Genomic DNA, 25,244 nt, shown 5'->3' on the forward strand with positions numbered 1-25,244 from the left:
CCCCGTTTTCTTTGAAAGACACCTATGACCAACGCCCCTGAGATCACACTCAAAAGCTGGCTGATGGTCGGCATCCTGGGGTTCACCTGGGGCGGCACATTTCTGGTCACAGAGATCGCACTTGAGGGCCTCACCCCTTTCTGGCTGGCAGCGGGGCGAATTGGGTTTGCCGCCGTGCTGATGACCGCGATCTGGGCGATGTTGGGGTTTCGCCTGTTTGAGGCCCCGGCCTCGCGCGCAGACTGGCGAGCTGCCATGGTGATCGGCGCCTTGAGCTCCGCCGTGCCCTTCATGTTGCTCGCCTGGGGCCAGCAATTCGTGACCTCTGGCTTTGCGGGGGTGTCCATGGCCGCTGTGGCCCTGATCGTGCTGCCGCTGGCGCATTTTCTGGTGCCCGGGGAACGCCTGACCCCCCGCAAAGGCGCAGGCTTCATCATCGGCTTCATCGGCGTTTGCGTCCTGATCGGCGCTCAAGCCTTTGAAACATCAGGTGCTTCCATGGAACCCGCGGGGCGGCTGGCCTGCATTGGCGCGGCCTCGTGCTACGCCATATCCTCGATCCTGATGCGTCGATTGCCGCCTGTGAACACCATTGGTCTGTCGACCGTGCTGCTTTTGATCGGCGCGGTTCTGGTCATCCCAATCGCGCTCATCGTGGAAGGCCCCCCGCCGCTGCCTGACACAAAAACGCTGGTGGTTGTGGCCATCCTGGGGTTGATCCCAACAGCTGCGGCAAACCTCTTGCGGGTTCAGGTGGTCCGCAGCGCCGGGCCCGTTTTCATGTCCCTGACCAATTATCAGGTGCCGATATGGTCGGTTGTGCTGGGCGCGGCGCTGTTGGGCGAACCGCTACCGCCGTCGCTCATGTGGGCTCTGGTTCTGATCCTTGCAGGGGTTGGGCTGAGCCAATACGGCGCGTTGCGCCGCCTCTTCGGCAAGGGCTAAGAGCTCACAGCATCCGCTACGGCCTCGACAACGCTGTCGACCGCGCGTTCCATCAGGGCTGCGTCCTCGTGCTCCGCCATCACGCGCACCAAAGGTTCTGTACCCGATTTGCGGATCAACAAACGCCCGCTTCCCGCCAAATCGGCTTCGGCCTGCGCAATGGCTTTTTTGACGCGAGCTTCTTCGAGAGGTGTCTGTCCCGCCGCAAAGCGCACATTCTTGAGCAGTTGCGGCACGGGATCGAAGTTATGCAGCAACTCACTGGCGGGTTTTCCAGACCGCACCATTTCCGCAAGAAACTGCAGGCCGGCCATGAGGCCATCACCCGTTGTGGCGTAGTCCGACATCACGATATGCCCGGACTGTTCACCGCCAAGGTTAAATCCGCCTGACCGCATCCGTTCAACAACGTAGCGGTCCCCCACAGCCGTACGTTCAAGCCGCACCCCCTGTCCCGCGAGGAAGTGTTCCAGCCCGAGGTTCGACATCACCGTCGCGACCAGCGCGTTGTTTTCCAGCCGCTCCTCAGCCGCCCATCGCGCGGCCATCAGGGCCATGAACTGGTCGCCATCGCCGACCTTGCCGTTCTGATCGAGCAGAATGACACGATCCGCATCGCCATCCAGACAAATGCCGACATCCGCGCCGTGCGACACCACGGTCTCTGCGGCCATTTCGGGATGTGTGGACCCGCAGGCATCGTTGATATTGTGCCCGTTTGGTGCCACGCCAACCGGAATCACCGTGGCGCCCAGCTCCCAGAGCGCCTCCGGCGCTACGCGGTAGGCTGCCCCGTTCGCGCAATCGACAACCACCTTCAGCCCATCCAGCCGCATCTGTCGCGGGAACGAGGATTTGACCCGCTCGATATACCGAAACCGACCATCGTCGATCCGTTTGGCGCGGCCGATGTTTTCCGCCTCAATCGGCGCCACGCCATCGTTGATCAGCGCTTCGATTTCCGCTTCCATCTGATCGGAAAGCTTGTAGCCGTCGGGGCCAAAAAACTTGATGCCATTGTCCACCGCCGGATTGTGGCTGGCAGAAATCATCACGCCCAGATCGGCCCGCATGGAGCGTGTCAAAAGGCCCACAGCAGGCGTAGGCACAGGCCCCAGAAGCAGCACATTCATACCCGTTGACGTCAGCCCGGCGGTCAATGCGTTCTCGAACATATAGCCCGACAGACGGGTATCCTTGCCGATCACCACACGGTGCACGCTGGAGCGGTCGCGGCTGAAATAGCGGCCCACCGCCGCACCAATGCGCAGCGCCATTTCGGCGGTCATGGGGTGTGCGTTGGCGGTGCCGCGCACGCCGTCTGTTCCAAAAAGCTTATCCATCCGCGCAACCTGCCATGGCCGCGCGCCAGAGTGCAATGGCCTGAACCGTTTCAGGCACGTCATGAACGCGCACGATTTGTGTCCCATGTTTCAACGCCGCGAGCGCCACCGCCAGAGACCCCGGCATACGGTCCTGTGCCGCTTCGGCCTGACCGATCGTGCCGATGAACCGCTTGCGCGATGCGCCCAACAGGATCGGCACCCCCAACCCATGAAACAGCGACAACCGGGCCAGCAGGCTTAGGTTGTGCTGTAATGTCTTGCCAAAGCCGATCCCGGGGTCTGCGATGATCCGCGTTTTGGGAATGCCCCGCGCGCCGAGCATCTCAATTTGCGCGGACAGGAAATCGTAGACATCCAGCAGCACGTCGTCGTACTGAGGATCCTGCTGCATCGTGGCTGGATCGCCCTGCGCATGCATCACGCAGACCGGCACAGTTTGCGCGGCACAGTGGTCCGCAAGTGCTGGATCAAAGGTGAAGCCGGAGACATCATTGACCAGATTTGCGCCCGCCTGCAGCGCCGCCGCAGCCACCGCGGTTTTACGGGTATCGATGGAGATCTTTTGGGCAACACCACCCTCGCGAAGCGCTGCAATGACGGGAACGGTGCGCTCAATCTCTTCCTTCTCGGGAACAAAGGCCGCGCCCGGACGCGTCGATTCACCGCCGATGTCGAGGATGTCCGCGTCCTGCATCCCACGCGCACCGGCCAGCGCTTTCGTGACCGAATTATGCTGACCGCCATCCGAAAAACTGTCCGGCGTGACGTTCAGAATGCCCATAACGCGCGGTCTGTCCATCGTTATACCAGCGATTGGGGGCCGCGGCGCGATCAGTGGCGCCAAATCGGCCCCGTCCAGATCACACGCGGCAATGATCCGGGGGGGACGCGTTCGGGACAAGACTTCGACCTGGGAAAACCACCCCCAGCCGCCTGCAAGGCGCAGCGCTTCAGAGGAGCACGCAATATCCGTTTGAACGATAGGACGGAAGTATTCAGCCATCTCTCAGAGACTTGCGCCCTCAACCGACATCGCACGCAACGGCACCGATGCGGACTGCGGTAAATCGGCGCCGATGACCAGCATCTCGCTGGCCTCAAACGTGGCCGCAAACCAGGCGGCCAGGGCTATGGCATCGCGCGGCTGCGCCGATGGGCCGTCGACCGCATCCAGCACAATCTTGGACGGGGCCCAGACGCAGGACTGCCCGTTTTTCATGGCCCAGTCGAGCTCCGTGCGGGTGTCGACCACAACGCATCGGTCATCTTTCGATGCCAGCACCCAGGCGTTTTGCTCGATGGCCAGCAGGTCAATTCGACGTTGCGCCATCTTATGATGCGTCTGGGGCGCAGGCGTATCTGACGCCCCTACACAGAAAATCAGTGGCTTGCCGAATGCCTCCAACTGATCAATCCACCCCTTGAGATGTGGTGACGCGATTGCGTCGTTGCTCAGATAGATTAATTCAGGCTGCGGAGCAGGCTCTTCTTCGGGGCGGACGGGGGCGAGCTGTCCCCGTGCCCGCACGATCTCGACCCCCAACGCGCCGGGACCACGATCCAGTTTCTCGATCCGCACAAAAGCGCGCATGGCCTGTGGTTCCAGCAGGATACGTTCCGCCACCCGTTCCGCCAGGGTTTCCAGCAGGTTCAACCGCTCATCCGAAAGCTCAAAGGCAATCGCCTCGGTCACCTTGTCGTAGCTGAGAATGCGGTCGACATCATCGTCGATGGGACCCGTCAGGGGTTGCACTTCAACAACAACGTTAAAGCAGATGCGCTGCGTCACACCGCGTTCCGCCTGAAAGGCGCCGATCTCAATTTCAACGATGTGATCGCGCAGGGAAATCCGGTCCAATGGCCCCGTGCCCGCGGTTGCCTCGGACCGTTCGGCAGGGTGCGCAAAGGCAAGTCTGATTTCGGAGCTCATGAGACAGGCTTTCTGTTGGTGTCGGGCAGCCGCCATCTTAGGCGACTGAAGCCCTTTAACAGCCTTCAGAACGGCGCGCCAAGACCTGAATGCGTCACTTGCCCGCTGTCTGCCAAGTGTGACGGTAAAAGATGTGATCCCCGATCGCAGCTGTCTTGGTGTAGACCTTGCTCCAGCGCGGCTTCACGGCCGTTGTGTGATAGTGCGTCGCCCCTTCGGTCAGCGCAGGCGCATCACCATCCAGCGCCGCCCGGGCGACCTTGGAAACGCGTTCGAATGCGCGCGGCTCTCCGATGACTTCCTTATGACCGTCACATGTATAGGTGAACTGACACTGGTATTTTTTGCCGGTACCCTGATGGATCACGCCACAGGCAGACGCCGGAAAACGATCGGATTCAACGCGGTTGAGAATGACTTCGGCGACGGCAAACTGACCTTTGACAGTTTCGCCCCGTGCTTCGAAGTAAAGCGCTTCTGCCAGGCAGCGCCATTCATCGCCGCCCGCGGCGGATGGCTGCGCATCGATCCATGATTTTGAAAACTCCAATTCCACCTTGGCCTTCGAGGCCAGTGCCGTCTCTTGCATACGGCGCACCGTGACCTGTTCAAGGTCCGATTCGGTGTCTTTGGTCAGGTTGTCGCCCTGCCGGGCGAAACTTGGATCGGCCACAAAAAAGCCCAAAAACAACCCTATTGATAACGATAAAATCGCTTTGCAGATAACACGCACGACTGCGTCCCCCAGGTCTTTCCAATCGCCGTGCTCTACCTATAATAATGGTTGACGTAAAGTTTACGCCGGATCTCTTGGTTAACATCGGCGTGCAACCGCTCAACACGGCATCCTAGAAACCACAATATGTTGTGTTTGTTTTTGAAAAAACTACTTTATCTTGCTTGATATCGCAAGCTGTGCGGCAGCTAGTCGCGCCACCGGTACCCGGAAGGGAGAACAGGAAACATAATCAAATCCTGCGTCTCGGCAAAAGGCGATTGATTCGGGGTTACCCCCATGTTCACCACAAATGGACAGCGTCACATCTTTTTGCGCCGACCGCCCTCTTTCTGCCCCAAGTTTCAGCAACTCACCCACACCGTCGGTATCCAACACATGAAACGGGTCCTCGGGGAAAACACCCTGCTGGACATAATCCGACATGAACCGCCCCGCATCATCGCGCGACAATCCGTAAGCCATCTGGGTCAGGTCATTGGTGCCAAAACTCAGAAAAGCACAATGCGGCGCGATATCAGCCGCCCGCAAGGCGGCGCGCGGGGTCTCGACCATGACGCCCAACCGGTAGTCAAAATCCTTGTCCCATTCCGTGCGCACGGCAGCGGCCACCGCATCAATGGATGTCTTCACAAGCTCTACTTCACGCCGCGCGGAAACCAGAGGGATCATGATCTCGGGCACAACCGGTGCGCCTTTTGCACTGGCGTCGATCGTCGCCTCAAAAATCGCGCGGGCCTGCATCTCGTAGATTTCCGGCACCGTCACACCCAGCCGCACACCGCGCAGGCCCAGCATCGGATTGTACTCAGACATCGCCTCAATCCGCCGGGTCACATCAGACAAAGGCAGATCTAGCGCCTCGGCCAGTTCTCGCTGACCCGCGCGGTCCGTGGGCAGGAATTCATGCAGCGGCGGATCGAAGAGCCGAATGCAAACCGGTTGCCCCTCCATGATCCGGAACAACTGCGTGAAATCGGTGCGCTGCATCGGCAGCAATCGTTCCAGAACGGCGCGTCGGTCCTGGGAGGTTTCCGCAAAGATCATCTCGCGCATGACGGTCAGACGCCCGGGTTCAAAGAACATATGCTCGGTACGGCAAAGCCCGATGCCTTGTGCGTTGAAATTGCGCGCGGTCTGCGCGTCTGCGGGCGTGTCGGCATTGGCGCGGATGCCGATGTCGCAAAACTCGGTGGACCAATCCATCAGCTTCTGGAAACTCTGATCCAGTGCGGCTTCACGCATCTTCGGCGCGCCCGCCAGGACTTCACCGCGCGTGCCATCAACCGTGATCACTTCGCCCGCGCTGAAAACGCGGCCATCTTTGGTAACCAGTTGCTTTTTGCTGCGGTTGAACCGCATATCCGACGCGCCCACAACGCAGGGCAACCCAATGCCACGACCGATGACCGCCGCATGACTGGTGATGCCACCGCGTTCGGTCAGAACCGCCTGGGCGGCGTGCATGCCCCGGATGTCCTCCGGCGAGGTTTCCCGCCGTACAAGAATGCAAGGGTCCCCCCGCGCCGCACTGGCTTGGGCCTCGGCAGCGGTAAAGACGATCTGACCGGTTGCAGCCCCGGGGCTGGCCGCGATCCCGCATCCGATCACGTCACGCCGGGCGCCCGGATCGACCTGTCGGTGCAGCAATTCCGAGAGCGTGCGCGGCTGGACGCGCATCAAAGCTTCTGCACGGGGAATGATTTTGTCTTCGGCCAGCTGCACCGCAATCCGGACCGATGCCTGACTGGAGCGTGCCACCCGCACGCCGTCGAGAATGTGCAAAGCACCGTTTTCAATGGCAAATTCCACCTGCATCTCTTCGCGCAGCTTGACCCGCATGAGTGCTGCGTGGCTTTTCAGCGCCTGGAATGCTTCGGGCGCCAGTTCCTCCAAGGAAGGCCCGCGAGGATCACGGCCCAGATAGAGCGCCGCGGCATCACCTTCGAGCGCGTCCCGCCCTTGGCTTTGGCTCAGGTATCGTCCGGTGATCTGGGGCAACCCGGTGTCGCTGTCGACCAGTTGCAACACGCCCGAGCCACACTGCCCCCGCCCCAACCCCAGCGCCATTTCCTGCACGACAAGACCCAGACCCGCATCCGCAGGCGCGCCCTTGGCCTGCCGGAGCAGCCGTGCCGAGGTGCCGTCCCACGCGCGGGCCATCGACTTCAGGACGGCGGCCAGTTGCTCTGATGGATCCGCCGGGAAGGGCTCCTCCAACTCGGTTTCATAGGCCCGCAGAGCTTCGGACAAGCCTTCATACCCTTCGCCGTTCACGTCCTCGAAAACATCCGGATCGAGACGCGCCACATCCACCGCATAGGACTGCACGAACCGCGTGTAGATCGCCCGCGCCGCATCCTGGCCCAGGCGTTCTTTCAGCGTGTCAAACCGGGCATCGTTCATACCAATGTTGAGCACTGCGCCCGGCCCGCCCCAATCGGGGTCCTCGGAGGAGGGACGCACGCAGAGCAGTGCGCCGTCCGGAAACTGCGACACGATCGCTGGAATATCGGGCAACTCGCCATTTGCAATGCGCTGCACCGCGGCAAATGACAGGGCAACCGTGCGCGGCACCGGCAGGTCCAGACGCACCAACCGCTGCAAGCACTTGGCCCGACCACCATGGGTGTTGGTCGAGATCGGCGCTTGGGGCGTCACCAGCGTGGTGTTCGGATTATTCTGCACTGCGGCACCTAAATTGTTTGGGCGCAGCATAAGGTGTTAACCCGCGCTGACAAGGCTTAGAAAAACCGCCGGGTCAGGCCCGTTTTACCCTTCAATCCGCGTCAGATCGGCAACGGAGGAACAGAGCCGCGTGATCTGGCTCAGCAGGTTCAGACGGTTGCGCCGCACGGTGGCATTGTCCGCGTTGATCTTCACGGTCTCGAAAAACGCATCAATCGGCCCGCGTAATGCTGCCATTGCCGACATGGCCGTGGCGAAGTCGAGGGCTGCCATGGCTGGTGTGATCTTTGCCTCCGCCGCGTCGAGCGCTGCAAAAAGCGCACGTTCCTCGTCCGTCTCGGCGTATTTCACTTCGCCGCCGTAGGAATACTCAACCCCATCCGCCGCTTCGGCCTGGGTCAGGATGTTGTTGGCGCGTTTGAAGCCCTGGATGAGGTTTTCACCATCTTCGGTTTTGAGCGTGTCCGACAAGGCCCGCGCCCGCTTGACCAGCAGAGTTAAGTCGTCATTACCCTCCATCGCGATGCAGGCGTCGATGATATCGTGGCGGACACCCTGCTCGCGCAGATAGACTTTGAGACGATCATGGATGAATGCCATGAGATGAGCAGATACTTGACGTCCTAAAAGAACATGAGGCGAACTTTCCGTAGGGTTATCAAGTTCTAAGGCTTCGACAAAACTCTCTTCTCGTTCCTCTCTAAGATGAGCCAATGCCTCGTAAACGTCCGGGTCTACGGACTGGCGGACTAATTCATCGAGTTCGGAAAAGTCTTTCATCCGAAACATCCGGCCAATATGAGTAGGCAGTGCGTCGAATAAGATGTTTTCAAGCGACAATGAAAGAGCATTGTCTAAAATCAGACGCAAAGTTCCCAGCGCTGCTCGACGTAAGGCAAATGGATCTTTGGAACCGGTTGGGAACTCGCGCCACAGCCAGAAACCGGTCAGCTTGTCGATCTTCTCCGCCAAAGCGACGGCCACCGAGACTGGCGCGGTCGGCACATCATCGGACGGACCGAGCGGGGCGTAGTGTTCCTGCGCGGCGGCCGCAATCGCCTCCGAATGACCCGCGGCCTTGATGTAGTAGCGCCCCATGAGCCCCTGCAACTCGGGAAACTCATAGACCATTTCCGAACTGAGATCGGCCTTGGCCAGACGCGCAGCCTCTTCCGCTTCATCGGGATCGGCCCCAACCAAGGGTGCCAGCTCGCGCGATAGCGCGGCGATACGCTCAATCAGCTCCGCCTGAGTGCCCAATTTGTTGTGAAACGTCACATTCTCAAGCGCTTTCAGCCAGACGCCCATGTCATTTTGCGCGACGCGCAGATCATTGTCCCAGAAGAATTTGGCATCGGCCAGGCGGGCAGAGAGCACCTTTTCATTGCCCGCGAGGATGGTGGCACCATTGTCCGCGGTTTCGGTATTCGCCACGGTGATGAACCGCTCAATACGGCCCGTCTTGGGGTTGCGCACGGAGAAAAACTTCTGATGCTCTTTCATCGAGGTTTGCAGCACTTCGGGAGGCAGTCCGAGGAAATCCTCCCCGATCCGCCCCATCAAGACGACGGGCCATTCCACAAGACCGGCAACCTCGGCCAGCAGGCCCGCATCCTCGACCACCTCCAGACCATTGGCAAAGGCCATATTGGTCGCATCGTGCCAGATCGCCTCAGCCCGTTCTTTGGGGTCGAGCACCACATGCGCGCGTTTGAGCTTGGCTGTATAGTCATCGAAGGAGGACACCGTGAAACGCTCCGCGGCAAGGAAACGGTGCCCCGCCGTGGTATCACCGGAGGCGATGCCATCGATCTCCATGGGCACGATCTCGGCACCGGCTTCATCGCTCAAAATGCACAGAATGGCGTGCACGGGACGCACCCATCGCAGGGTGCCCGCCCCCCAGCGCATCGATTTGGGCCAGGGGAAATTCCGGATCGCAGCCTCAAGCACTTCCGCGACGATGTCCGCCGCCGGGCGGCCCGGTTTTTCGATCTTGGCAAAGAGCACCGGCCCTTTGGGGGTATCACGTTCTTCGAGCTGCGCACGGGTCAATCCGGCGCCGCGCAAAAACCCTTCGATGGCCTTTTCGGGCGCGTCCGCACGCGGTCCTTTGCGCTCTTCGACGGTGGTCGGGCTTGCAGCCAACACGCCCTCAACCGTCAAGGTCAGGCGGCGCGGCGTGGAAAACTCGGCAGCCGACGCATAGGTCAGACCCGCCTCCACCATGCCACCCGTGACCAGTTTCTTGAGATCTTCCGCCGCACGACGCTGCATGCGCGCGGGGATTTCCTCGGAAAAGAGTTCAATCAACAGATCCGGCATTAGTTTTCATCCCGTCCCGGGCATTCTTCGCCCACAATCGTTCCGTCATAGGCTTTTTCGCCACAATCGTTGAGCTCGTGCCAGATGTAGCCGCGCCCGTCTTCGGTGATCACGACAATGCGGTCGACGCCGAAGGCCACGTTTTTCTGTCCCAGGAATGGCAGGGCGCGACCTGTGGCAAGATCATCCGCGATGGCGGCCGCATCGAAACAGTCGAACCACCCCGGCGCATTGCGCGGCGTGGCGAATTCGAGACCGACGTAGGTTTCTGTGAGCATGGCAAGGCTTGACGGCGTCTCGAAACAGGCGCGGAACCTGATGGGCGAACTGTCGGCGTCAATCGCCTGAATACGCTCCGCGAGAATGGGTTCGGGCTGGTCTGAGGTCAGGGACACCAGGCGCACTTCAGGCAGCTCTGCCGTTGCATCCTCATAATAGCCGTAGATTTGCAGGTAATAGAGCGCCGCACCCGCAATCAGGGCGGAGATCAAAATGACGCTCCCAACGATCTTGCCATTCATGCAGCGTCATCCGATTGCCAGCCGCCCGCCGCGGTCTGCACGAAAGCATCCGCGCAGGTTTTCGCCAGCGCCCGCACCCGGCCGATATAGGCCTGCCGTTCGGTGACGGAAATCACGCCCCGCGCGTCGAGCAAATTAAAGATATGGCTCGCTTTGATGCACTGATCATAAGCGGGATGCACCATGATGATGCGTTTGCCGGTTTTCGGGTCGTCGTGCGGGGCATCGAGGATCTCACGACAGTGCGTTTCAGCCTCGTCAAAATGGCGCAGCAGCACGGCGGTATCGGCGGTGTCGAAATTCCAGCGCGCATATTCTTCTTCGGTCTGTTTGAAGATGTCGCCATAGGTCAGTGCAATAGGCGTTTGCGGGTCGTTAAAAGGCATGTCCATCACGTGATCAACCCCCAGGATGTACATCGCCAGCCGTTCCAGCCCATAGGTCAGCTCGCCCGACACCGGGTGACAGTCGTGCCCGCCCACCTGTTGGAAATAGGTGAACTGGCTGACTTCCATCCCGTCGCACCAGACCTCCCAGCCCAGCCCCCAGGCCCCGAGCGTGGGGCTTTCCCAGTCGTCCTCGACAAATCGGATATCATGCAGTGCCATATCCACGCCGATGGCGGCGAGCGAGCCCAGATAAAGCTCCTGCAAATCCGGCGGGCTGGGTTTGATCAGCACCTGAAACTGGTAGTAATGCTGCAAGCGGTTGGGGTTTTCGCCGTAGCGCCCATCGGTCGGACGACGCGAGGGCTGGACATAGGCGGCGGCCCAGGGTTGCGTGCCCAGCGAGCGCAGCGTCGTTGCCGGGTGAAAAGTCCCTGCGCCAACTTCCATGTCATAGGGCTGCAAAATCGCGCACCCCTTGCGCGCCCAATAGGTCTGGAGCCTCAGGATAATCTCCTGAAACGATTTCGGCGTTTGGTCGGTATCGGACATGGAAGGCGGCCTCGGCTGGTCTTGCGCGCCTTACCTACGTGTGTGTGCTGGAAGCGTCAATTGCAGGTAACGCGATAAATCAGGCCAATGCCATATGGCCAACACGCGCAATTCCTGATTAATTGAGCCGGATTTGAAACGGTCCGGGGTTGGCATAGAAATGGTGCGGTTATTTGTGGTTTTTGTGGCTCTTTTTGCCAGTGTTGCGCAGCTTGCGCGGGCTCAGTCTTCCGATCAGGTTGTCTGGGTCCAGATCGAGGCACAGCCGAACCTTCAAGACGGTCTGAGACGGGCGCAGGATTACGCCCGCACCCTTTCGGATGTGAACGGGTTTTCGCTGGGCAGCGGGTGGTACGGGATCGTTCTGGGCCCTTATACGGCTGCCGATGCGGAACAGCTGTTGCGGGTCTACCGAAACGACGGGCTGATCCCGCGCGACAGCTATATTGCCTTCAGTGCGAACCTGGGGCGCCAGTTCTTTCCAACCGGTGCCGATCTTCTGCGGCGGGGTGCGCTGACCGTGCAGCCAACGCCGCAGGAAACGATCACCCTGCCGGATGATACGCCAGATAGTACCGCGGCGCTCGTTGTGCCGGAGCAGCCTACGCTGCCATCAGAGCCCATCGCCGCGCCCGATGAGACGCCCGCGGAGGCACGCCGCAACGAGCGCAACCTTTCAGCAGAAGAGCGGCGCGACATTCAGACGGCTCTGCAATGGGCCGGTTTCTACACCTCGACAATTGATGGTGCGTTCGGACGCGGGACACGCAATTCGATGTCGGCCTGGCAAGCGGCCAATGGATTTGAAGCCACCGGGGTTTTGACGACACAACAACGCGCGGCACTTTTCCAAAGCTACAACGCCGTGCTTGAGGGGCTGGATTTACGACCTGTCGCTGACACCAAAACCGGCATCGAAGTGAAAATGCCCACGGCCAAGGTGGCGCTGGACGGCTATGAGGCGCCCTTTGCGCGGTTCAACGCGACGGATGGCAGCGCAGCCCGCGTTCTGCTGATCAGCCAGGAAGGCGATACCAATACGCTGGCCAGCCTCTATCAGATCATGCAGACCCTGGAGATCGTGCCGCTGGAAGGGGAGCGCAGCCTGTCACGCACCAGCTTTACCTTGACGGGCCGCAATGCCGAGATTGTCAGCGAGACACGTGCCAGCCTTGAAGCAGGTCAGATCAAGGGCTTCACATTGATTTGGCCTGCGGGTGACGAAGAGCGCCGCACACGGGTTCTGGCGGAAATGCAGGACAGCTTCCTGCGATTGCCCGGCGTGCTGGACCCCTCAGAAGGCATCGCGCAGCAGCAAGTCGATTTGGTCGCCGGGTTGCAGATCCGCACGCCGCGCGTCTCACGGTCCGGGTTTTTCGTGGATGGCGCAGGGTCGGTGGTCACCACATCCGATGCGGTGCAAAGTTGTACGCGCATTACATTGGACGAGGAATTCGAAGCGGAACTGGATACGCTGGATCCCGAGCTTGGGATCGCGATCCTGAAACCCTCGCAAAGCCTGGCCCCGCAACAAAGCGCGCGTTTCAGCCCGGTGCCGCCACGGCTGCAATCTGACATCGCCGTGGCAGGCTATTCCTATGAGGGCATTCTGGATGCACCCACCATGACATTTGGCACCCTGTCGGATGTTCGCGGGCTCCAGGGTGAACCGGATCTGAGCCGCCTGGCACTCAGCAGCCTGCCGGGGGACGCCGGTGGGCCGGTCTTTGACGACAACGGCCATGTGCTTGGCATGTTGCTGCCGCGCGGTGGCGGCGAACGGCGCCTGCCAAAGGAGGTCACCTTTGCGCTGGCGGGCTCCGCCATCACCCAGGTGATGGAGAACGCGGGCCTGGTTCCGGACAGCGGCATTGGCACCGATCAGCTTGCCCCAGAGGACATTACCCAACGGGCTCTGGCGATGACCGTATTGGTCAGTTGCTGGGAATAAGCACAAAACCGTCTCAAATTCGCCCTAAAGAATCGGCCTACTCACCCCAGCCGTTTGCGATGCGTTAATCCCCAACTGCCATCTTCTGCTTGCGTGGGGGCGCATCGTACTTCGGTACGAACATGGAGTGAGTGGGATGCTTAAACACTTTATGGCGCTGGCCCTTGGGACAGCGCTCGCGCTGCCGGCTGCCGCCGAAGGTTTCAATTCTGGCAAGGCAAAACTATCGTTGGTCGAATATACGTCGCCAATGCTGCCGCCAAATAACTATCGTGGCCAATGGTGGACGTCACCTGACAACTGCCAATACTCTCGCGCGGGTCGCCCGGGCGAGACCGTCTGGTACCTCATCGTGAACACCGCACATTCGAAATGCGCGGCGCGCCTTATTCAGCGTGCCTATTCGGATTACCAGTGACCTGCGGTTAACGAGTGAGGTCCGGCGTGATGTAAATCAACGTCGGGCCTTTTGATACAAAGGCAGTTGTCACGGCGTTCTGCAATGCCGCAAGACTTTTGGGCGCGACAGCTTTTGCGCCAAAGGCTTCCGCCAGTTTGCAGAAATCCGGGTTACGCGCGATCACCGCATTGGGCGCGATTTGTGCGCGAACCATACTGTCTTCGATTTCCTTTAGCTTGCCGTTGTCCCACAGGATGATCGGCAGGCTAAGGTCCAATTCGACGGCGACGCCCAATTCCTGCATGGTATAATGAAATCCGTAATCTCCGATGATCGCCATCGTGGGCTGACCGGGGCGTGCCACGGCACCGCCAATGGCCGCAGGCGTCGCATACCCAAGCGTGCCAAAGCCCGTTGGGTGATGCCAGTGGCCAGGCCGATCCATGTCCCAGATGATTTTAGCGGTATAAGCGATTTGCGTCATATCCGAATAGATCATCGTATCGGCGGGCACGGCATTGCGCAGCGCATCGCAGACCTCGCCAATGCCCGGGTACATCGCGTCCACCTCTGCACGGCCACGCGCACGGGCATCCGACACCTCCCGAACCTGCCAATCCGTTGCGGCCTGATGCCCGTCCAATGCCACCTCCACGGCGGCAAACCATGCGGTGGCATCGGCCAAATGTTTGTCATCGCCCGCACGTGCCCGGCTCAAAACAGCCGGATCCAGATTGACGTGAATGGCTGGCGCCTGATGCCCCAACTCGCTGCGGTAGTGGTCCACTTCCGCAAGATCAGTGCCGACGCAGATCACCAGATCCGCCTTTCGCAACTCCTCCACGCAGGATGTCGTGCCCAACATCGACCCGAAACTAAGCGGATCCTGTAGACCGGGGATGCCGCTGCCCGCATAGGTAACGTAAGAGGCCGCTGCCAGCTTCGCCAAGACCACCCGCGCGTGTGGCGTGGCGCCCATAGCCCCACCTCCCAACACAAAGAGCGGCCGCCTCGCCTGTTTCAATTTGTCCACAGCCGAAGCGACATCAACCGCGTCCGCACCCATCCGGCGGACGGTATTTTCGACCTGAGGGGCGGGATCAGCCAGTGCTTCCAGCTGCGCAATGGGCACCTGAATGTACTTGGGCAAGGGGCTTTGCGTCTGAAACTCGGTAAAGGCGCGATTGACCAACCCGTAGGCCGCCGTTGCCGAGCGGGCCTCTTCTGACCAATCACAAACAGTATCGGCTGCGGCGCGCTGATCTTTCATCTGATGGAGCTGGCCTTTGACCGCGGCAATTTCATCCAGACAAGAGGACATCACCAGCATCGGCACCGAATCCGAATAGGCCTGTCCCATCGGCGTCATGATGTTGCACAGCCCCGGACCGGTGATCACATAGGCCACCCCCGGTTTGCCGGTCGCGCGCGCGTATCCATCTGCCATGAAACCCGCGCCCTGCTCGTGGCGGGCCAGCACGTGCCGGATCCCTGCTTCCTCGATCCCGCGGTACATTTCCTGATTGTGCACGCCGGGAATGCCAAAGATCACGTCGACGCCCTTGTCTTTCAACATATGCGATATCTGCGCGCCTAGGGGTCTTCGCATCTTAATCTCTCCAAAATTTCACGGTGAGGATGGCGTAGACCGCCAAGAGTTCGAGCCGGCCCAACAGCATGCCGGCAGAGAGGAGCCATTTTGCCGTGTCGTTGAGACCGGAAAAGTTGCCCGCGGGTCCAATTTCCGCACCAAGCCCCGGCCCCACGTTGGAAAGTGCGGTCGCAGCGCCGGAAAGCGAGGTGATGAAATCCAATCCGGTCAGGCTGAGCGCAACCGCCATCAGGCCGAGGGTCACAATGAAAAACATGAAGAATGAAATCACCGAACTTAGCACGTCTTCACTGACGGGACGCCGGTCGTAACGCACCACAAAGACCCCATTCGGGGACCTGATCCGGCGCAGCTGCATCTTGATCGAGGCAAAGAGCAATTGGTAACGGAAGATCTTGATGGAACAGGTGGTCGAGCCCGCACAGCCGCCGATCAGGCCGATGAAAAAGAACATGGAGATCAGCATCGGGCCCCATTGCATGTAGTCTGCCGAGGCGTAGCCGGTGCCGGTCATGATCGAGGTGACGTTGAACAGGGCTTCGCGGATCGACCGGCCCCATTCCAGCGGAAAAATCTGGACCAAAGCGACCGACATGATCACGACGATGGCCAGAAGGGTGAGGACGAAAACCCGTACCTGACTGTCGCGCCAAAGCGGCTGATGCTGCCCGTTGATCAATTGCACATAACGCACAAAGGGCAAGGCGGCGAGGATCATGAAGAGGGTGGCGGCGATCTCGATGTTGCCTTTGAAAGCGCCAAAAGACTCGTCGTAATTCGCAAAACCGCCCGTGGATATGGTCGTCAAGGCATGTACGGTGGCGTCAAATGCGTTCATGCCGAGTGCCAGATAGCTCAGTGCACAGACCATCGTCAGCCCCAGATAGATGCTGGAGATCTGACTGGCAATCTGCCCCGCGCGGGGCAGGATTTTTCCCATTGTGTCGAAGCCTTCGGAGCGGAAGATCTGCATTCCCCCCACCCGGAGTTCTGGCAAAAATACCATTGCGACAACAATGATACCGATGCCGCCCAGCCATTGCAGAATGCCGCGCCAGAGCAGCAGCCCCTTGGGCAGATCCTGAAGCCCCGAGAATACCGTTGACCCGGTTGTGGTCAGCCCGGACATGGCCTCAAAAAACGCATCGACAAAACGGGCTTCCGTATCGCCGAACATGAACGGCAAGGCACCGAACAACGGCAGGGCGACCCAGACCCCGGTGGTCAGCAGGAAGGTCTGCTGAATGGTCAGGCCTTCCTTGACGCCGTTGGCGCAGGCCAAGGCAATCAGGCCGCCGGACAGGATGGTAATCAGAGCGGATTGAATGAACACCGGCCAATGGCCGCGCCCTTCTGCAATATCGACCAGCATGGGCAGCAGCATCGCCACCCCCAGCACGGCCACCAGCAGGCCAATCACGTATCCAACAGGGCGCAGGTCCAACATGCGCGCAGGGTTGGCCGCGCGCCGCGCCGGTGTCAAGCGGGTGCGCTCACCCGGAGGCGATCAAACGTAATAGAGGTCGCGGAAAACGTGGTGAACGATTTCTTCGCGCTTGATGTTCAGTGCTGCAAGCTCTGCGTCAGATTTGGCTTGAAGCGCCTGAACCATCTGAGCCCGCGCATTATAGCTGCTCGATACCATCAATGCAGTGCCGATCGATGCAAAGAAGCTGCGCAGCGCGCCGAACACGGTATGCAGGGAACGACCCAGGCCGCTGTCGATATGAGTGGAGTGATAAGCCATTGGAGATCCTTACGTATTTTTAAATCTCCTCCCGTGCTTTTCTATATAGGCGATTGTGCCACGTATGAGAATTGCAACATCTGCATAGCCGCTATCGCCTTCTGCGGCAGCGCAGAAAAAACGCGCCCTGCAACGGGGCGCGTTCGAAGCTGCGAAGCTGTGGGAGGTTAACCGACGTGGAACAGCGTGTTGAACAGTTTCGGGTCCAGACTTTCCGACGCGAAGGTCTCCCCTTCCAGCAACACGCTGACCGCATCGTGGCTGTGCAGGCTTTCCTGATGGCTGGCGATGATCCGAAAATCACCGATCCGCACATCCGCCTGCAGCTGCTCGCAGAAAAGACGTGCTGCATCCTCAACAAAAATCGGGTTTGCGGCGTTCAGTTCTGCAAAGGCCTGCTCGTCTTCGCGCTTCACCATCACCTGCGTTTCGGTCGGCACTGCCCGGCGGCAGGCCTCGATCAGGTCCTCGAACCACAGACATCCGGCATCATTGTCAATCTCCACAGACACCCGCGCGACTGATCGCTGCGAATGGGGTGTGGCCAGCTGACTGCGTGTTGCGCGCGCGTGTTCCGACAGCTCCAGCGAGCAGGGGCATGTTGAGGAGTAGACATAGTCAAGGTGCATGATTTTCTTGCGCACACCGCCCTGTTCAACCAATTCCAGCGCGATATCGTAATACTGATATCCCGACAGTCCCGACCGCAGGCTGTCCACTTTCATTGGAAAGCTGAATCGCATCTGAATGCGCGCGTCAAAACTTTCAAGGTCAGTGATGTAGTCATCCAGCGCCGCTTCGATAACACCAAAGCTGAATGTCGCCTCGGCATGTTTGTAGAACGACCGCATGATGCGGGACATGTTGATGCCCTTCTTGTCCGCCTCCAGGCTGACAGAACCGGTTACCGATGTCTCCAACGTCAAATCGCCATTGTCGCGGGTCCGGAACCGGATCGGCAGGCGAAAGTTTGAAATGCCCACGTGCTGTATCTGTTGTTTCGCGCCGCGGATCAGGCTGGATGGACCATTCTGCAAATCCGGGAGGGTACTTTTATAACCTTCATCCGTCTCAAATCCGTCCGGGTATTCGCGCGAAAACGCCGGATAGCTCACCGCATCGCTGCCAGGAACCAAACGGGCAACGGACGGGTCCAATTCCAGGATTTCCGTCGTAGTGGCGCCTTTCGCCCAGTTTCGCAAAAGCGCCAGGGCCGCTTCAGCCTCTTCCCGATCTGGTGTTGCATCAAGGATGGGTGTGTGGATGTTCATCGCTATGTCCCTCATGACGTCGTACGTTTAACAGATAGGGCGTGGTCGCCCTCTGACCAACTCTCCTCACAGATACGTCAAGCTGCTCCATCAGGATCAGTATTGGGTGCAAAAAGCTGACAAGGGGAAAAAACAGCGCGCGGCGTCATTTTTGTCAAGCGTGATCCAGCGCCTGCAAAATATCCTCCACCAGATCAACGGCATCCTCAATGCCGACACTGATCCGCACCAGGCCATCGGTGATGCCGAGCGCATCCTTTTGATCCTGCGGCAAACGTTGATGCGTGGTCGTGGCCGGATGCGTCATGATGGTTTTTGCGTCCCCCAGATTGTTGGAGATCACGCCAACCTCAATGGCGTTGAGGAACCGGAAGGCGGCCGCCTTCCCGCCTTTGAGGTCCACGGACAACACGGTCCCGCCCTCACCCATCTGGCGTTGCACCAGCGCGTTCTGTGGGTGATTGACATGCCCGGGGTAAATCACTTGTGCCAGCTTGGGGTGGTTCTGCAGCGCCTCGGCGATGGCTGTGGCATTGGCGGTTTGTGCGCGCACGCGCAGATCCAGCGTCTCCAACCCTTTCAGCATCACCCAGGCCGTGAAGGGGCTCATCGAGCCACCCGTGTGCTTCATGTAAGGCTCCACGGTCTTGCGGATAAAATCGCGCGTCCCGAGAATGACACCGCCCAGCGCGCGGCCCTGACCATCGATATGCTTGGTGGCGGAATAGATCACCACATCGGCGCCTTGCGCCAGAGCATTCGACCAGACGGGTGTCGCAAAAACATTATCTACCAATACCTTAGCACCCTTGGCGTGGGCAAGTTGCGACACCGCCACGATGTCGATCACCTGCAGCGTCGGGTTGGAAATGGATTCGAAAAAAACCGCCGCGGTGTCATCGCGAATGGCAGCCTCCCAGGCGGCCAGATCGGTGCCATCGACGAATGTCACTTCAACACCGTAGCGCGTCAGCACCTCCTCAAGCACATAGAGGCAGGAGCCAAACAGCGCCCGGGCAGAGACCACGTGATCGCCCGCCTTGAGCATGGAGGTCAGCGCCCCGGAGACCGCCGCCATGCCGGAGGCCGTGGCGAATGCGTCCTCTGCCCCCTCAAGAGCCGCAATCCGCTCCTCGAACATCGCCACCGTCGGGTTGCCGTAGCGTGCGTAGATGAATTCGTCTGGTCCCGCCTCGATAAACCGGGCCTCGGCGTCCTCCGCCGTTTCATAGACGAAGCCCTGTGTCAGGAAAATAGCCTCGGAAACTTCACCGTATTGGCTGCGACGCGTCCCGGCATGGATGGCCTTGGTGCGCGGTTTCAGATCACGTGTCATTCTTCTCACTCTCCAGCCCGAATGGGCACAAAAAAACCCCAGACGCGGTCAACGCGACGGGGTTTCCTCATCGGTGACCTTTTAGCGGAATGTTTAACGTGGCCCGCAATCCGGTAACAAATCGCCACGGGCATCCGGTTAAGACAAAGGCTGTTGCAGGTCAACACCGTCACGGTGCTGTAACACTAATTTCATGCCGCTGTCGTATGTCTTTGAGATATCGCAACCACAATATCTTGTAGAAGGGGCGCAGAATGCCATTGCTCAGGATCAATGCGACCTCTGATGGGTTGCAGATGCATGGCACCTCGACGACGACGGATCGCGCGCTCAGCGATCAACAGGGCGGCGCCGGCCCGATCATCATTATGATCCACGGGTATAAATATGATCCGAACGATCCAACCCATTGCCCCCACAAGAAAATATTTAATCGCGACACCACGAGCTGGCCTGAGCGGCTAGGCTTCTCCGACACGCCTTCGCAGGCAGGGTTGGGCATCGCTTTTGGCTGGTATGCGCGGGGCGCTCTGTGGCAGGCGCATCGCCGGGCTGCACAACTGGGCAGGGAACTGGCGTCGCTGGTCACGCGCCTGCGCAAAAATGCGCCACACCGCCCGGTTCACGTGATCGCACATTCTCTGGGATCGGAAATCGCGCTGTCGGCGCTGGGGCATCTGGGTCCGCATGATCTTGGCCGGATCGTGCTTCTGACCGGTGCGAGCTTTGCCAGCAAGGCGCAGGACATGTTGCGAACACCGGCGGGCACAACCACCGAAGTTTTCAATGTGACCAGCCGGGAAAATGATCTCTTTGATCTCGCCTTTGAACACATGGTGGCCGCCCCGGAACTGCGCGACCGCGCGATTGGCCAGGGGATCGACGCCCCGAATGCCATCAACCTGCAATTGGATTGCGATGCGACCCTGAGGGCTCTGGCGCAATTGGGATTGCCTGTTGCCCCTCCGGAGCGCCGCGTTTGCCATTGGTCGACCTACACCCGCCCCGGCGTGATGGCGCTCTATGCCCGGCTGCTGCGCGACCCTGAAAGCCTGCCGCAGGCCTATCTGGCGGATATTTTACCGGGGCACGCGGCCCCACGCTGGTCACGGTTCAAAGTACCTTTGCCAAGACCAGCCTATAGCCTTGGGCCAGCGATCACCCTGCCCATCACCCCCCTTGCCCTGAAGTTGAAAAACCGCATCATGACGGCAACCTCAGCGCAAAGGAAAGACAATGAGCACGCCTATTGATCTCTATTTCTGGCCCACGCCCAATGGCTGGAAAATCTCCATTGCGCTGGAAGAAATGGCGCTGCCCTACCAGACCCATCTGATCAATATCGGCGCCGGGGACCAATTCGCGCCTGAGTTTCTCAAAATTGCGCCCAACAATCGCATGCCAGCCATTGTGGATCATGACGGACCGGACAACGCGCCGGTCTCAATCTTCGAATCCGGCGCAATCCTGCAATACCTCGCGCGGAAAACCGGAAGGTTTGGCGGCACAACCGAGCGGGAACAGATCGCAGTCAGCGAATGGTTGATGTGGCAAATGGGCGGGCTTGGCCCGATGGCGGGGCAAGCGCACCACTTCCTGAAATACGCCCCCTTCATGGAGCCACCCAACGATATCCCCTACGCCAAGGATCGCTACCGGGCGGAGACCGCGCGGCTTTACGGGGTGTTGGACCGGCGATTGGCCGAGAACGAATACGTCGCGGGTGATTTCTATTCGATTGCGGATATGTCGATCTGGGGCTGGGCCTCCCTTTGGGAAGGGCAGCAACAGACGCTGGACGACAAGCCCAATATGGCGCGTTGGTTGGAAACGATGGCTGCGCGCCCGGGTGTTCAGGCAGGGCGCGCGTTACATGCGGAAAAGCGCGCAGACTTTCGAAAAGACAAGGATGCGCAGGACCAACTCTTCAAAAAGGCCTGAGGTGTCACGACACTCTCAGCAGTTTTAATACTCTACGTCTCGATTTTCTTTGCATAACACGTTTTTTTCGTCAAAAATTTGCGAATAATTTCTTTTGGGTAGTAAGTCCGAATGTTCGAAGGCGTTTTTACTCCGGCAAATCTGGTTTATCTTGCGGGTGCATTCTACGTCGCCGGTCTTGCGATCACCAACCAGATCATTCTGCGCCTGTTCATTCTGGGCGGCACCGGCGTCTACCTGATCTACTATTCCACCATCGCCGAGCACCCGCTTTGGGAAGCGATTTACGTCAGCCTGCTGATCGGTTTGGCCAATGTCGGCGGTCTGACCAGCCTGATCGCGCGGAATTCCAGGCTGGCCATTCCAGCCGCCCATGCGGACATATATTTTGATTTCCCAAACCTGCCGCCGGGGGATTTTCGCGCGCTGATGAAACTTGCAAAGCGCTCCACCGTCACCGATGACCGACAGGTTACCGTCGAAGGAGAAGCAGGAGAGAAGCTCTATTATGTGATCAGCGGCTCGACCCTGGTGCGCAAGGGCGATCAGGCCTTCATCCTGGCACCAAACCTCTTTTTAGGAGAGATCGCCTTTCTGATCGGCGCGCCCAGCTCCGCCTCGGCCTGGCTTGAGGAAGGTGCCGAGGTACTGGAATGGCGCTTTGACGATTTGCGCCGGAAATGTGCCCGGAACACGCGTTTCAAACTGGCCCTGGAGGCGGCGATCTCTGCGGATCTGGCGCATAAGGTTGCGCATTCGATGGGGCGCGACGCGGTGCGGGTCGATAATATCCCAAAGCCGATGATCGATGCGTTGGAAACCGTGCCAAAGAATTAAAGCGTTTCGCTCCAAACCTGACGCAGATCTCAAGTTAAAGGCAAAACCTGCTAGGTGTCGCTGTCGGTCTCATCGGTGATTAGATAGGGCTGCAGCGCCGTAAACTGCCACATCAGGAACGCCATCAGGGCCACAGGGAACCCAAAGGTTTCGATCTTGACCCAGGCATCGGTCGACATGGTGCGCCAGACGATCTCATTGGCGACGGCAAGCCCGGCGAAGGCGGCGCAGAGCCTGCGGGTCAAGATCATCCATCCCTCTTCGCGCATCGGCATCATCTCGTTCATCACATAGGCGAGGTAGGATTGCCCGCGCATCAGCCCAATGCCGAGCAGCACAGCAAAAAGGCCATAGACGATGCTGGTCTTCATCTTGAAAAACCGCTCGTCGTTGAACCAGGCCGTCAGGCCCCCGAAGAAAATCACCATAAAGGCAGTGAACACCTGCATCCGGCTGAGCTGCCCGGTCAGGCGCCACAGGATACCCATGGCCACCAGCAGGATCGGGACAAAAACAAGGGCGGCCACGATGAAGCCGGTGTATTCGGTGCCACCGATGACAAAAGTATCTTCCTTGATCCGCAAATAGATCAGGAAAAACAGGATCGTCGGGCCCAGTTCGAGCACCTGTTTTACAATCGGGTTGATCGGTTTCACGTCTGACATTCTCTTTCCTATCCGCCCATTTCAACTATCACAGCGCCCAGCGCAATCAATGCCATCAATGCAATGCGTCGCGGTCCTACGGTTTCTTTCAGAAACAGCCAGCCGATAATGGCGGCGAAAACGGTGGAGGTTTCGCGCAGCACTGCGGCCTCCCCCACTTTATCGAGTCGGGTGGCCATCATCACCGCGCCAAAACTAAACGGTGCCACCAGCCCACCCACAAACCCGCGCATCATCAGCGGCCCCAAGGTCGGACGGTTCGGCATCCGCAACCAGCGCGCGCCCGCCACGAGCGGCATGAAAAACCCATCGATCATGAAAAACCACGCCAGAAAGGTGAAAGGATTGGCCGTGGCCCGGATGCCGTAGGCGTCATAGGTGGTGTAAAGTGCCACAAAGAGCCCCGTGAGCACGGCCAGGCCCAGGGCCGCATTCAGCGTGTCGCGTTCTGACACCAGAAAGATCATGTTGTAGATCGCCAGACCAAAGATGCCCGCAAGCAGGACGGCGATGCCAATCCATTGCGTGCCGGTAAAGGTTTCATCAAAGATCAGATAGGCACCGATGACCGTAAACAGCGGCCCCGTCCCGCGCACGACCGGGTAGACCACCGTATAAGCACCTTTGGTATAGGCCCAGGCCTGCAGCAGCTTGTAGACCACGTGGATCAGCCAGACCGAGGCAAAGATCGGCCACATATGTGGTTCCGGAAAGGGCACCACAAAGAATACGAAGGGCATGGCCATCGCCATGTAGCAAAAGTCAATGGCACCGCGCGTCAGCCACGGATCATGACGCCCTTTTTGCAGTGCCCCAAAGACTGCATGCAAAAATGCTGCCATCACGGCGAGAAACAGGGCCAGTTGGTGCCCGGTTGGCGTGCCTTCGATGGAAACAAGCCATTCGGTCACTGGCGTGCGCAGCGTGTTTCATCTGCCATCCGGGCCGCGCTGGAAATCATCCGCGCTCAAGCCCCATCAAGGCATCGGCAAATTCTTCGGGGTCAAAGGCATCCAGATCGTCGATTTGCTCACCGACGCCAATGGCGTGGATCGGCAGGCCGAATTTATCCGCAAGAGCGACCAGCACGCCCCCCTTTGCGGTGCCATCCAGCTTGGTCATGACCAGCCCCGACACGTCCGAGATATCGCGAAACACCTTGACCTGATTGAGCGCGTTCTGACCTGTTGTCGCGTCGAGCACCAGCAGGGTGTTATGCGGCGCACTTTCGTCCTTCTTGCGGATCACGCGCACGATCTTGGCAAGCTCTTCCATCAGATCGGAGCGGTTTTGCAGACGCCCCGCGGTATCGATCAACAGCAGGTCCGCCTCATCTGCCTGCGCCTGGGTCATCGCATCAAAGGCGAGGCTCGCAGGGTCGGAGCCTTCAGGCGCTGTCAGGACCGGCACGCCAGCACGCTCCCCCCAGACCTGCAATTGTTCAACGGCGGCGGCGCGGAAGGTATCGCCTGCAGCGATCACGACCTTCTTGCCCGCTGCGCGGAACTGGCTGGCCAGTTTACCGATGGTTGTGGTTTTACCGGAGCCGTTCACGCCGACGACCAGCACCACCTGCGGCGTGCGCGGATAAAGCGGCAGGGGTTTGGCAACCGGATCCATGATGCGGGCGATTTCTGCGGACATCAGTTCCTTGATCTCCTGAACCGACAGTTTGCGTCCCAGCCGACCCTCCGCCATGTTCGCGACCACCCTGAGCGCGGTATCGACGCCCATATCGGCGGTGATCAACAGTTCCTCCAGTTGCTCCAGCATTTCATCGTCCAGGGTCCTGCGGACAACGGATTTTGCACTCGACCGCCCCAGCAAGCGGCCAAGGATACCGGGTTTTTCAGGTGTCGCCTCGGCCTCGTCGTCGACAAGCGCCTGAGCGACCGGCACCGGGCTGCGCGGCAATGACACGCGCTCCTCATCGGTTGTTTCTGTCGGCGCGGGCGGCGCATCAGCCGCGTCCAGCACTTCTGGCTCTGGCTCTGGCTCTGGCTCTGGCTCTGGCTCTGGCTCTGGCTCTGGCTCTGGCTCTGGCTCTGGCTCTGG

22 protein-coding genes and 1 riboswitch are annotated in these 25,244 nt (G+C 59.5%); of the genes, 6 read left to right on the top strand and 16 right to left on the bottom strand.

The annotated features are described in order from the left end of the window. The first annotated feature begins 24 nt into the window (after window positions 1–24). The gene (locus Q1A63_RS23485; protein WP_298976606.1) at window positions 25–945 is read left to right on the top strand and encodes a DMT family transporter; all 921 of its coding nucleotides are present in this window, start codon (window positions 25–27) and stop codon (window positions 943–945) included. On the opposite strand, the gene glmM is transcribed toward Q1A63_RS23485, so the two are convergent. From glmM to Q1A63_RS23525, 8 genes are all read right to left on the bottom strand, one after another. Further along, complete coding sequence (gene glmM, locus Q1A63_RS23490) at window positions 942–2,288, bottom strand: phosphoglucosamine mutase (RefSeq protein ID WP_299632616.1); 1,347 nt, start codon at window positions 2,286–2,288, stop codon at window positions 942–944. The two genes, Q1A63_RS23485 and glmM, sit on opposite strands and share 4 nt — an antisense overlap. Further along, on the bottom strand, window positions 2,281–3,294 hold the full coding sequence (folP, locus tag Q1A63_RS23495; protein WP_298976609.1) for a dihydropteroate synthase: 1,014 nt from the start codon (window positions 3,292–3,294) through the stop codon (window positions 2,281–2,283). The genes glmM and folP overlap by 8 nt, the downstream gene beginning before the upstream one ends. Window positions 3,295–3,297: 3 nt before the next feature. After that, complete coding sequence (locus tag Q1A63_RS23500; protein WP_299632617.1) at window positions 3,298–4,221, bottom strand: dihydroneopterin aldolase; 924 nt, start codon at window positions 4,219–4,221, stop codon at window positions 3,298–3,300. A gap of 94 nt (window positions 4,222–4,315) precedes the next feature. Continuing rightward, on the bottom strand, window positions 4,316–4,894 hold the full coding sequence (locus Q1A63_RS23505) for a cell wall hydrolase (RefSeq protein WP_298976613.1): 579 nt from the start codon (window positions 4,892–4,894) through the stop codon (window positions 4,316–4,318). Between the two features lie 213 nt (window positions 4,895–5,107). Next, on the bottom strand, window positions 5,108–7,675 hold the full coding sequence (locus Q1A63_RS23510) for a putative PEP-binding protein (RefSeq protein ID WP_298976615.1): 2,568 nt from the start codon (window positions 7,673–7,675) through the stop codon (window positions 5,108–5,110). A gap of 54 nt (window positions 7,676–7,729) precedes the next feature. Next, window positions 7,730–9,970, bottom strand: a complete 2,241-nt coding sequence (gene glyS, locus Q1A63_RS23515) for a glycine--tRNA ligase subunit beta (protein ID WP_298976617.1) — start codon at window positions 9,968–9,970, stop codon at window positions 7,730–7,732. Next, window positions 9,970–10,491, bottom strand: coding sequence for a DUF6446 family protein (locus Q1A63_RS23520; RefSeq protein WP_298976618.1), 522 nt, complete (start codon window positions 10,489–10,491; stop codon window positions 9,970–9,972). Before Q1A63_RS23520 ends, glyS begins: the two co-directional genes overlap by 1 nt. Beyond that, window positions 10,488–11,429, bottom strand: a complete 942-nt coding sequence (locus Q1A63_RS23525; protein WP_298976620.1) for a glycine--tRNA ligase subunit alpha — start codon at window positions 11,427–11,429, stop codon at window positions 10,488–10,490. Before Q1A63_RS23525 ends, Q1A63_RS23520 begins: the two co-directional genes overlap by 4 nt. Window positions 11,430–11,589: 160 nt before the next feature. Here Q1A63_RS23525 and Q1A63_RS23530 point away from each other — a divergent pair, with 160 nt between their 5' ends. Further along, window positions 11,590–13,380, top strand: coding sequence for a serine protease (locus tag Q1A63_RS23530; protein WP_298976621.1), 1,791 nt, complete (start codon window positions 11,590–11,592; stop codon window positions 13,378–13,380). 136 nt (window positions 13,381–13,516) lie between these two features. Further along, on the top strand, window positions 13,517–13,798 hold the full coding sequence (locus Q1A63_RS23535; protein ID WP_298976623.1) for a hypothetical protein: 282 nt from the start codon (window positions 13,517–13,519) through the stop codon (window positions 13,796–13,798). Between the two features lie 7 nt (window positions 13,799–13,805). Here the strand turns inward: Q1A63_RS23535 and Q1A63_RS23540 are convergent, their stop codons facing one another. The 5 genes from Q1A63_RS23540 to metZ form a co-directional block, all read right to left on the bottom strand. Continuing rightward, window positions 13,806–15,389 carry a thiamine pyrophosphate-binding protein gene (locus Q1A63_RS23540; RefSeq protein WP_298976625.1) on the bottom strand — a complete coding sequence of 528 codons (1,584 nt, stop codon included), beginning with the start codon at window positions 15,387–15,389 and terminating at the stop codon, window positions 13,806–13,808. Window position 15,390: 1 nt separating this feature from the next. Beyond that, window positions 15,391–16,839 (bottom strand): TrkH family potassium uptake protein, encoded by a 1,449-nt coding sequence (locus tag Q1A63_RS23545; protein WP_298976627.1) that lies wholly within the window; start codon window positions 16,837–16,839, stop codon window positions 15,391–15,393. 60 nt (window positions 16,840–16,899) lie between these two features. Next, complete coding sequence (locus Q1A63_RS23550) at window positions 16,900–17,139, bottom strand: hypothetical protein (protein WP_298976629.1); 240 nt, start codon at window positions 17,137–17,139, stop codon at window positions 16,900–16,902. A gap of 167 nt (window positions 17,140–17,306) precedes the next feature. After that, entirely contained in the window at window positions 17,307–18,410 is a 1,104-nt protein-coding gene (gene folE2, locus Q1A63_RS23555; protein ID WP_298976631.1) for a GTP cyclohydrolase FolE2, read from the bottom strand. Window positions 18,411–18,564: 154 nt separating this feature from the next. After that, entirely contained in the window at window positions 18,565–19,746 is a 1,182-nt protein-coding gene (metZ, locus tag Q1A63_RS23560; RefSeq protein ID WP_298976632.1) for an O-succinylhomoserine sulfhydrylase, read from the bottom strand. Between the two features lie 61 nt (window positions 19,747–19,807). Further along, window positions 19,808–19,884, bottom strand: a riboswitch (SAM riboswitch). Window positions 19,885–20,000: 116 nt separating this feature from the next. Here metZ and Q1A63_RS23565 point away from each other — a divergent pair. The 3 genes from Q1A63_RS23565 to Q1A63_RS23575 all read left to right on the top strand — a co-directional run bounded on the left by Q1A63_RS23565 (window position 20,001) and on the right by Q1A63_RS23575 (window position 22,524). Further along, complete coding sequence (locus Q1A63_RS23565; RefSeq protein ID WP_298976634.1) at window positions 20,001–20,999, top strand: alpha/beta hydrolase; 999 nt, start codon at window positions 20,001–20,003, stop codon at window positions 20,997–20,999. Beyond that, on the top strand, window positions 20,983–21,687 hold the full coding sequence (locus Q1A63_RS23570) for a glutathione S-transferase N-terminal domain-containing protein (RefSeq protein ID WP_298976635.1): 705 nt from the start codon (window positions 20,983–20,985) through the stop codon (window positions 21,685–21,687). The genes Q1A63_RS23565 and Q1A63_RS23570 overlap by 17 nt, the downstream gene beginning before the upstream one ends. A 111-nt stretch (window positions 21,688–21,798) precedes the next feature. Next, a complete protein-coding gene (locus Q1A63_RS23575) occupies window positions 21,799–22,524 on the top strand; it encodes a cyclic nucleotide-binding domain-containing protein (protein ID WP_298976636.1) in 726 nt (241 codons plus the stop codon). A gap of 50 nt (window positions 22,525–22,574) precedes the next feature. Here the strand turns inward: Q1A63_RS23575 and Q1A63_RS23580 are convergent, their stop codons facing one another. From Q1A63_RS23580 to ftsY, 3 genes are all read right to left on the bottom strand, one after another. Continuing rightward, complete coding sequence (locus Q1A63_RS23580) at window positions 22,575–23,189, bottom strand: inner membrane-spanning protein YciB (protein ID WP_298976638.1); 615 nt, start codon at window positions 23,187–23,189, stop codon at window positions 22,575–22,577. Between the two features lie 8 nt (window positions 23,190–23,197). After that, a complete protein-coding gene (locus tag Q1A63_RS23585; protein ID WP_299632618.1) occupies window positions 23,198–24,100 on the bottom strand; it encodes an EamA family transporter in 903 nt (300 codons plus the stop codon). 46 nt (window positions 24,101–24,146) lie between these two features. Further along, window positions 24,147–25,244: signal recognition particle-docking protein FtsY (ftsY, locus tag Q1A63_RS23590; RefSeq protein ID WP_298976931.1), on the bottom strand; the 1,098-nt coding region annotated here is incomplete at its 5' end.

This window comes from uncultured Roseobacter sp. (assembly GCF_947499265.1).
Lineage (GTDB): Bacteria > Pseudomonadota > Alphaproteobacteria > Rhodobacterales > Rhodobacteraceae > Roseobacter.